Origin of the sequence: Pseudomonas sp. GM48 (genome assembly GCF_000282335.1) — a bacterium.
GTDB lineage: Bacteria > Pseudomonadota > Gammaproteobacteria > Pseudomonadales > Pseudomonadaceae > Aquipseudomonas.
In genome coordinates this window covers 15,873-24,599 of the sequence record NZ_AKJM01000120.1, presented here as the reverse complement: position 1 = coordinate 24,599, position 8,727 = coordinate 15,873, and the positions used below count along the sequence as shown (strand labels likewise).

The window sequence follows — 8,727 nt, the reverse complement described above, 5'->3', positions numbered from 1 at the left end:
CAGTACTGTCATCGCAAATCTGTAGGTAAAACTACTTCGGCCCGAGAATCTTCACCAACTTGTCCGGCGAGGGCGCGCCTTGCTGCTGTTGCAGATTGCCCTTGTCGTCCATGTAGAAAATCGCTGGCGTCGCCTGCAGCTCCAGCTCTTCCATCAATTGCATGTTGGCCGCGAATTTTGCCTGAATCGCTGGCGGCACATCTTTCAAGGCCTTGAGCGAACTGTCCTTGCCAGCGGCTTCGTGATCCTGCAGGGCTTTTTCCGGGTCTTTGGCCGCTAGCAGTGCGGCGGATTTCCCCGGGCTGTCTTCGCGGATGATGCCTACCATGATGTGACGCAGTTGCACCTTTCCAGCCTTGACCCACGGCCGGGCCTGTTCCCAGAACATATTGCAGTACGGGCAGTTCGGGTCACTGAACAGGTACACCACGCGCGGCGCATCCTTTTTGCCGTCGCCGATCCAGTTGCTGGTTTCGAACTTGGCCCAGACTTCCTTGGCCATCGGTGCGTACACCAGTTTCTGCAATGGCGCGCTGCTCAGGTCATTGCCTTCGGCGTCATACAAGTTGCCCAGCAACACGTGTTTGCCATCCGGAGTCAGGTACAGCGCCATGCCGCGGCTCTGGTATTGCGCGGCATAACCGCGCAAGCCGTCGGGGGCATCGAACTGACCGACGATTTTCGCACCCTTGGCCTCGATTTTCTTGATGGCATCGGGCAACTCTTCGGCCTGTACCGACGGCAGGTGCAACAGGGCAGCACCGAGGCTCAGGGTCAGCAGGTGGCGGAGGCGGGGCATGGCAGTTTCCTTGAAGAGGTGACGGGAACGGTGTCGAAGTTTTCCAGTGCGCGGGCCAGGCTGGCTTCCGACAGCTCGCCCAGATGACTGCCCAGCAGACGACCTTCGGGGCTATAGAACAGCGTAGTCGGCAATGCCATGGAACCGACGGCCTGGCTCAGACGCCCGCCGCCGTCGAACAGCACGTTGGTCAGGCTCAGGCCCTGGGTTTCCAGAAAGGTCGCAACGCTTTGCATGCTTTCCGCCTGATTGACGAACAGGAACGTCAGGTCCGGCCGGTGTTGCTGGGCGTTTTCCAGCACCGGCATTTCACGGCGACATGGCGGGCACCAGGTGGCCCAGAGATTGATCACCAACGGGCCCCCCTTGTAGTCGGCCAATTGCACGACTTCTCCGGCGGCGTTTTTCAAGGTGATTTCCGGCAGGCGTGTGCCTTGTTCATAAATCGACAGTGAGAACGTCGCCAACAGCCAGAACGCCAGGCCGCTGACCACACCAAAGCCCAATGGACGGCGTAAACCCGGGCGACGCCAGCCGCGATACAGCGTGGCAAGCAAAACGACAATCACCCCCGGCCAGGCGAGGAAACCGCCATCGCGCAGGTCGATGACCTGCCACGGATTATTGCGATAGTGCGCCCAATAGACCGCCACGAAGCTGACTCGGGCTGCCAGCATACCCAGCAGAAAGAGGCTGAACAGTACCGACTCGGGGTTTTCACCCCCACGCCTGGCCACCCGCCAGCCAACAAAAGTGGCCAGCGCCAGCGCACTGATCAACAGCAGGTGATTGAGCGCGATGGCAAAGGTGCCGAGGGTGAAGGTCAGCATTAACGGGCGTCTCGGGTGATGGTCCAGCGTTGCAGGAAAGTTTGCGCATCGACCTCGCCGGTGATGCGCTGGCTGCGCCGCTCTTCGCCGTCAGCGCCAATCCACAGCAGGCTCGGTGGCCCTGGCACTTTGTAACGAGCGAGCAGTTCGCGGCTGGCGGCATTGTCGGCGGTGACGTCCAGCCGGAGCAAGCGCACATCGCTCAAGGCTTCGAGGACACGGGTTTTGCCGAAGACCTGTTTTTCCATGACCTTGCACGACACGCACCAGTCGGCATAGTAGTCGAGCAGCACCCACTGGCCCTGAGCCTGCGCGGCGTCGAGTTCCCGTTGCAGTGCCTGCGGATCCTTGATGGTGGTGAAGGCATCGTGGCCAACCGGTACGGCGGCCGCAGCCTGGTTCGAGGCGCGGTAGACCTGCAATGGCTTGAACGGATCATCGCTACCACCGGCCGCACCGACCACCAACATTGCGCCCCATAAACCGAGCAGCAACGAACTGGCGCCAAACAGGTGCGCGGTGCGGCCGAAACCTTCCGACTGTTTCCAGGTGCTGTAGGCCGCGATCAACAGCAGCGCACCACACACGCCGACCCACAGGGATTCGTCCAGCACCGGGCGCAGCATCAACAATGCGGTGGCGAGGAACAGGAAGCCGAAAATGCCTTTGACCAGGTTCATCCAGGCGCCAGGCTTGGGCATGAAGCGATTGCCGACGGTCACCAGCAACAGCAGCGGCACACCGATGCCAATGCCCATGGCGAACAGAATCAATCCGCCATGCAGCGCGTTACCGCTTTGCGCGATGTAGAGCAGCGCGCCGGCCAGCGGTGCGGTCATGCACGGGCCGACCAGCAGACCCGACAGGGCACCCAGTGCCCCGGCGCCGATCAAACTGCCGCCGCGTTGATTGCGCGAGACGTTTTCCAGGCGATCGCGCAAGGCCACCGGCAGTTGCAGTTCGAAGAAGCCGAACATCGGCAGTGCCAGCAGCACGAAAATCGCCGCGAAACTCCCCAGCAGCCAGGGGTTCTGCAACCAGGCTTGCAGGTTCGCCCCGAGGGATGCGGCCAGGACACCCATCGCCGCATACACCAGCGCCATGCTGACCACGTAACTGCTGGCCAGGGCGAAAGCACGCTTGGGCGTGGCGCCACTGCCGACAATCAACCCGGCCAGAATCGGCAACATCGGCAAAGAACAAGGCGCGAAGGCCAGCAACAGGCCCAAGCCGAAGAACAGCAAAAGGCTCCAGCCCAGCGCCCGTTGTTGCAGGCTGCTGGCCAGCGCCTGGTCGGGTGCTTCGGTGGTCGTGTTCAACGCATTGGTATTGCTCAGGTCCACGACTTTGGTTTGCGGCGGATAACACAAGCCGGCATCGGCACAGCCCTGGTAACTGACCTTGATCTGACCGCTGGCACCCGCCGGAATCTTCAGTTCCAGACCCTGGCGATAGACTTGCTGTTCACCGAAAAACTCGTCGCTGTGGGCTTCACCCTGCGGCAGCGCAGGATGCTGCCCGGCAGGCAATCCATCGAACTTCAGCCGCTGCTGATACAGGTAGTAGCCGTCGGCGATCTGCCAGAACAATTGGGTTTCACCGGATTCAAGGCGTTCCGAGGTGAAGACAAAGGCTTTTTCGACGGGCAGAAAGTCGGGCTTGCTCTCGAAAGGGTTATTCCCGGTGGCTGCTTGAGCAAAGCTGGCAAACAGCCAGATCATAAAAACAAAAATACCGCGCATCGACAGAGCCTTGAAAATTGCTATTGTCGGGCACGATGATGGCCGCCGATTAACCGGGTGTTAACGAACCGGACACATTTGGTTGCTGGATTGATTCGCGCTGAAATCCTGAATAGCAGCGCGAATCGCCCTCGCTGGATTAATTAAGATCGCTGTAGGTCAATCGGCATTCCCACATTGGGGGATGCGTACCCTTCCACTCTTGCGCAAACGCCTTGCCCGCTTCCATGTCTGCGCTGGACATGTCTTTCGCAATCTCGGAAAGGTTATTCGACGCCTCGTTGTATCGCCAAAATTCTCGAGTGGTGTCCAGCACCAGCCAAATGAGACCGTAACCTTTGATCAGGTCCTTCTCAAAGCCATATTCGGTGTCGACTCCGTCCTCATCCTCGTAGACACCACCGAGCCCATACCCGTACTCGAGCACAGCGTTTACATCGTTAAATTGCGCCCGTTTTATCACCCACTCTCTCCTGGCAGGAAGATCCTGGCTGATGGGTGGACGATTGCTGTACCAATGCATCGCTTTGGAAAAGCCTCCCTCGGCGGCACGTTTGAGCCAGCTGTCGATAGTGGTCCTGCGTTCAACCGCATCCGGAATGAGGGTGTGGTCCTTGTCATACACGAGTGCCAGTATGTATTGCCCTTCCAGAAAATTTGCTTCAGCCGATTTTTTAAGCCAGGCGATATCCTTGGTCATTTCATAAAGTTGCAGCATGGCTTGGCCGTCGCCACTGTCGGCACGTGCTTGCGCAAGTGTTTTGGCTTTTTCAAGAGACGCTTTATCTGCCAATCGCAGCAGGGCGTAGATGTCGCCTTGAGCCGCTGCCCGCGCATACCAGTCTTTGTCGGCGTGGGTTTTATCTTTCTCATCGAGGCTTTTTTCCCGGCGTCTGATGACTTCTGCGAGTGCGTACTGCGATTCACTATCCCCTGCGGTCGCGGCAATCGTCAGATAGGCCTCCGAACTGCGGAATTCTCCCAGATTATAAAGTTCCAGGCCCTTTTTCCGGGCGGAGTCTTGCTGATCGGTAAATCGGCCGATCAGCCTGCCAAGCGTATTGAGCAAGCCGAACAGCGTCGTCAAAGCGGATGAATGTGTATACATAATCGATACCTGTGTTGATGATTGATTGGGGTGGTTCGATACACAGGTTATTCAGGCGAACAGGCGCGAGTGCGGTACATATGTATCGCGCACTCGACGGGCCACCTGTCTTGAGAACGACAGCGGTTACCGGGTCAAGGCATAATCCTGAGTTAACCCGGTGGCCTTTTAATCAACACTTTTCTACAGGTTTCCCCATGCACGTACTGGTTTGCGAAGACGATGAGCTGATCGCCAGCGGCATCGTCGCCGGCCTGACCGCCCAGGGTCTGACCGTGGAGCACGTGGCCACGGCGTCTGCGGCCCGGGCGATGCTCAAGGTGGCGGAGTTCGACGTGATGGTGCTCGACCTCGGGCTGCCGGACGAAGACGGGCTCAAGCTGCTGCAGCAGCTACGCCAACAAGGTCTGGAGTTGCCGGTTTTGATCCTCACCGCGCGTGATTCGGTCACCGACCGCGTCGATGGCCTGCAAGCCGGTGCCGACGACTATCTGCTCAAACCGTTCGACTTGCGTGAACTGGCTGCACGGCTGCATACGCTGTTGCGACGGGTGGCGGGGCGTAGCGTCAACCTGATTGAACACGGAGCCCTGACCTACGACCCGAGCAGTCGCGAAACCACACTCGCGGGGCAACCGGTGGACCTGTCGCGTCGCGAGCAGTCATTGCTGCAAGCCTTGCTGCATAACCGTGGCCGGGTGCTGTCCACCGAGCAACTCAAGGACAGTGTCTACGGCTTCAACGACGAGTTGGAGAGCAACGCCCTCAACGTCCATATCCATCACCTGCGGCGCAAACTCGGCAATGGCATTGTCGAGACCGTGCGCGGCCTGGGCTATCGCCTGGGGCCGGCTGATGGCGGAGAAGAATCGAAGTGATGAGTCTGCGTTTGCGCCTGAGCCTGACGCTCGGCGCCGCGTTTACGTTGATCTGGGCCCTGGCCGCGGCCTGGATGCTCAGCGATTTGCGCAATCAAATGATGTTTTCCCTCGACCAGCGCCTGGTGGCGTCGGCGCGCATGGTCGCCGGCCTGATGGAGCAACTGCCGCCCGTGTCGAGCAAGGGCGAGGGCACCCACTTCAGCGCCGAACAACTGAACATTCCGGGTGGCATGGCGTGTCAGGTCAGCTCGTTGCGTGGTGAAATCCTCGCCCGCAGTCACACCGATCCGCAGCAGGCACTGGAAGCCGAGAAACTCGGTTTTCACGACCAAATGATCGACGGCGCGCCGTGGCGCAGCTTCACATTGGCCCGGGGCGATCTGCGCATCACCACCGCCGACCGGCAGATTGAGCGCGAGGCCTTGAACATGTCGATCCTGCTGGCCGCTTCGGTGCCGGTGGGCGTGGCGTTGCTCGGATGTTTGTGCCTGCTGTGGCTGGGCATCGGCCAGGGGTTGGCGCCGCTCAACCGCATGCGTGATGCCTTGATGCGGCGCAGTGCCGACTCCCTCGAACCGTTGCAGATTCAGCCGTTGCCCAGCGAGTTGCAACCCCTGCTGGAAACCCAGAACCAGTTGCTCCAGCGCATTGGCAAGACCATCGAGCGCGAGCGTCGCCTGACCGGTGATGCGGCTCACGAACTGCGCAGCCCGCTGACCGCGATCAAGACCCACCTGCAAGTGGCACGGATGACCGACGGCAACGCCCGGGATCAGTCCCTGGCCCGGGCCGAAGAGGGGGCGGACCGCATGCACCGGACCCTCGAACAATTGCTGCTGCTGGCGCGCGTCGAGGGCAGCCTGTCGTTCGACGACGGTGTGCAATGCAACGCCGAACAAGTGGCGAAACTGGCGATCCAGGACGCGGCGAGCGGCGATCGTCAGCGCATCAGGTTCCAGGCGCCGGGCAAGGTCTCCGCTGCGCCGGTACAAATGCCCGCCGTGCTGTCGATTGCCGCGCTGCGCAACTTGCTCGACAACGCTCTGCGGCATACTCCCGCCGACAAAGCGGTGGAGTTGAGCCTGGAAACCACCGGCAATCGTGTGCAGTTCGTGGTGCGCGACCATGGGCCGGGGATTGCCGAAGAAGATCTGCAACACCTGACCCAGCGCTTCTGGCGCAACGGCCAGAGCACCGGTTGTGGTCTGGGGCTGGCGATTGTCCAGGCCATCGTTCAGCGTTGCGGTTGCACGTTGCATTTCGATAGCCGGCCGGACGGCTTGCGGGTCGAGCTGACGATGCCATTGCAACCGGCCTGAAAAACACCACCATCCCCTGTGGGAGCGGGCTTGCTCGCGAAGAGGCCATTACATTCGACATCTATGTCGACTGTAACGCCGCCTTCGCGAGCAAGCCCGCTCCCACAAGGGATTGCAGTTACCTCTGAGAAAACCGAGCCAAAGTCTAAATCCTCTCGACGCTGATGCGTTTCCAGAACAGGAAAACCTGACAAGTGCGCCCCGTGACCGGAACGCGTACCTGCCCGGTGTGCAGTTTTGGTCACTATCTACAGCGTATTGAGGGGTCGAGAGATGTCAGTCGCTACCAGCCTTATCGAAGAGCAGCCGGCGACGTCCGCCGAGACGCTTTATCAATTCAACGAATCACCATTGCTCGCCCGCCAGAGCCGGCAGGAATCCAATGCCCGCAGCTATCCGCGACGCATTCCCCTGGCGCTCAAGCGCGCCAGGGGCATATACGTCGAAGACGTAGAAGGCCGCACGTTCATCGACTGCCTGGCCGGTGCCGGGACCCTGGCCCTGGGACACAACCACCCGGTGGTGATCGAAGCCATCCAACAAGTGCTGATCGATGAATTGCCGCTGCACACCCTGGACCTGACCACACCGGTCAAGGACCGGTTCGTCCAGGACCTGTTCGGCTTGCTGCCACCTGCCTTGGCCGCTGAAGCGAAGATCCAGTTCTGTGGCCCCACGGGCACCGACGCCGTGGAAGCCGCACTGAAACTGGTGCGTACCGCCACCGGCCGCAGCACCGTGATCTCGTTTCAGGGGGGGTATCACGGCATGAGTCAGGGCGCGTTGAGCCTGATGGGCAGCCTGGGGCCGAAAAAGCCCCTGGGCGCTTTGCTCGGCAGCGGCGTGCAGTTCATGCCGTACCCTTACGATTATCGCTGTCCGTTCGGGCTCGGCGGCGCGCAAGGGGTCAAGGCCAATCTGAGTTATCTGGAAAATCTGCTCAACGATCCCGAGGCTGGCGTGCAATTGCCGGCGGCGGTGATTGTGGAAGTGGTGCAGGGTGAGGGCGGGGTGATCCCGGCGGACCTGGACTGGTTGCGCGGTGTGAGGCGGATCACCGAAGCGGCTGGCGTCGCGCTGATCGTCGATGAAATCCAGAGCGGTTTCGCCCGCACCGGCAAGATGTTTGCCTTCGAGCACGCCGGGATCATTCCCGATGTCGTGGTGATGTCCAAGGCCATCGGCGGCAGCCTGCCGCTGGCGGTGGTGGTCTATCGCGACTGGCTCGACACCTGGCTGCCGGGCGCCCACGCCGGGACGTTCCGTGGCAACCAGATGGCCATGGCCGCCGGGTCCGCGGTGATGCGTTATCTGGTCGAACACAAGGTCTGCGAGCATGCCGCCGCGATGGGCGAACGCCTGGCCGGGCACCTGCGCATCCTGCAACGGGATTTTGCGCAACTGGGGGACATTCGTGGGCGTGGCTTGATGCTCGGCGTCGAACTGGTCGACCCGACTGGCGCGCTGGATGCCCAGGGTCACCCGCCGGCCTTCGCCCGCCTGGCACCGCTGGTACAGCGCGAATGCCTCAAGCGTGGCTTGATCCTGGAGCTCGGTGGCCGGCATGGCGCGGTGGTGCGCTTTTTGCCGCCACTGGTGATTACTGCTGCACAAATCGATCGCGTGGCTGAGATTTTCGGCCGGGCCCTGGCCGCCGCCACGGCCAATCCTTAAATTTTCCGCCTTGCGCAACGTTCCTTCTACATAACGGCTGCGCACACAGCGCAGTCCGCCCGATAACGATGGAGAGACACCATGACGTCAGTATTCGACCGCGAGGACATCCTCTTTCAGGTCGTGGTCAACCACGAAGAGCAATACTCGATCTGGCCCGACTACAAAGCCGTGCCACAAGGTTGGCGCACCGTGGGTAAAAGCGGGCTGAAAAAGGAATGCCTGGCCTACATCGAAGAAACCTGGACCGACATGCGTCCGCTGAGCCTGCGGCAGAAGATGGAAGAGCAGGCGGCTGTGGCGCACTGAGTTGTTGCCTGCAAAGAAGCCCGCTGGACTGGTGACAGGCAGCGGGCTTTTTCAGGTCTGGAGTT

8 protein-coding genes are annotated in these 8,727 nt (G+C 60.7%); 4 read left to right on the top strand and 4 right to left on the bottom strand.

Features of this window, described 5'->3' with window-relative positions; translation table 11 throughout:
* Positions 1-31 precede the first annotated feature (31 nt).
* From dsbG to PMI28_RS06865, 4 genes are all read right to left on the bottom strand, one after another.
* A complete protein-coding gene (gene dsbG, locus PMI28_RS06850) occupies positions 32-799 on the bottom strand; it encodes a thiol:disulfide interchange protein DsbG (RefSeq protein WP_007990144.1) in 768 nt (255 codons plus the stop codon).
* Positions 775-1,629, bottom strand: a complete 855-nt coding sequence (locus PMI28_RS06855) for a TlpA disulfide reductase family protein (RefSeq protein ID WP_007990142.1) — start codon at positions 1,627-1,629, stop codon at positions 775-777. The genes dsbG and PMI28_RS06855 overlap by 25 nt, the downstream gene beginning before the upstream one ends.
* Positions 1,629-3,371 (bottom strand): protein-disulfide reductase DsbD, encoded by a 1,743-nt coding sequence (gene dsbD / locus PMI28_RS06860; RefSeq protein WP_007990140.1) that lies wholly within the window; start codon positions 3,369-3,371, stop codon positions 1,629-1,631. Before dsbD ends, PMI28_RS06855 begins: the two co-directional genes overlap by 1 nt.
* A gap of 139 nt (positions 3,372-3,510) precedes the next feature.
* The gene (locus PMI28_RS06865; protein WP_007990138.1) at positions 3,511-4,479 is read right to left on the bottom strand and encodes a tetratricopeptide repeat protein; all 969 of its coding nucleotides are present in this window, start codon (positions 4,477-4,479) and stop codon (positions 3,511-3,513) included.
* Between the two features lie 197 nt (positions 4,480-4,676).
* Here PMI28_RS06865 and PMI28_RS06870 point away from each other — a divergent pair, with 197 nt between their 5' ends.
* The 4 genes from PMI28_RS06870 to PMI28_RS06885 all read left to right on the top strand — a co-directional run bounded on the left by PMI28_RS06870 (position 4,677) and on the right by PMI28_RS06885 (position 8,662).
* Positions 4,677-5,357, top strand: a complete 681-nt coding sequence (locus tag PMI28_RS06870) for a response regulator (protein ID WP_007990136.1) — start codon at positions 4,677-4,679, stop codon at positions 5,355-5,357.
* On the top strand, positions 5,354-6,679 hold the full coding sequence (locus PMI28_RS06875; protein ID WP_007990134.1) for an ATP-binding protein: 1,326 nt from the start codon (positions 5,354-5,356) through the stop codon (positions 6,677-6,679). The genes PMI28_RS06870 and PMI28_RS06875 overlap by 4 nt, the downstream gene beginning before the upstream one ends.
* A 273-nt stretch (positions 6,680-6,952) precedes the next feature.
* Positions 6,953-8,353 (top strand): aspartate aminotransferase family protein, encoded by a 1,401-nt coding sequence (locus PMI28_RS06880; RefSeq protein ID WP_007990132.1) that lies wholly within the window; start codon positions 6,953-6,955, stop codon positions 8,351-8,353.
* An 81-nt stretch (positions 8,354-8,434) separates the two neighbouring features.
* Complete coding sequence (locus PMI28_RS06885) at positions 8,435-8,662, top strand: MbtH family protein (RefSeq protein WP_007990131.1); 228 nt, start codon at positions 8,435-8,437, stop codon at positions 8,660-8,662.
* Positions 8,663-8,727: the final 65 nt, after the last annotated feature.

Coding starts and splice junctions, on each gene's coding strand:
- dsbG (WP_007990144.1), bottom strand. CDS start 799: ATGCCCCGCCTCCGCCACCTGCTGACCCTGAGCCTCGGTGCTGCCCTG.
- PMI28_RS06855 (WP_007990142.1), bottom strand. CDS start 1,629: ATGCTGACCTTCACCCTCGGCACCTTTGCCATCGCGCTCAATCACCTG.
- dsbD (WP_007990140.1), bottom strand. CDS start 3,371: ATGCGCGGTATTTTTGTTTTTATGATCTGGCTGTTTGCCAGCTTTGCT.
- PMI28_RS06865 (WP_007990138.1), bottom strand. CDS start 4,479: ATGTATACACATTCATCCGCTTTGACGACGCTGTTCGGCTTGCTCAAT.
- PMI28_RS06870 (WP_007990136.1), top strand. CDS start 4,677: ATGCACGTACTGGTTTGCGAAGACGATGAGCTGATCGCCAGCGGCATC.
- PMI28_RS06880 (WP_007990132.1), top strand. CDS start 6,953: ATGTCAGTCGCTACCAGCCTTATCGAAGAGCAGCCGGCGACGTCCGCC.
- PMI28_RS06885 (WP_007990131.1), top strand. CDS start 8,435: ATGACGTCAGTATTCGACCGCGAGGACATCCTCTTTCAGGTCGTGGTC.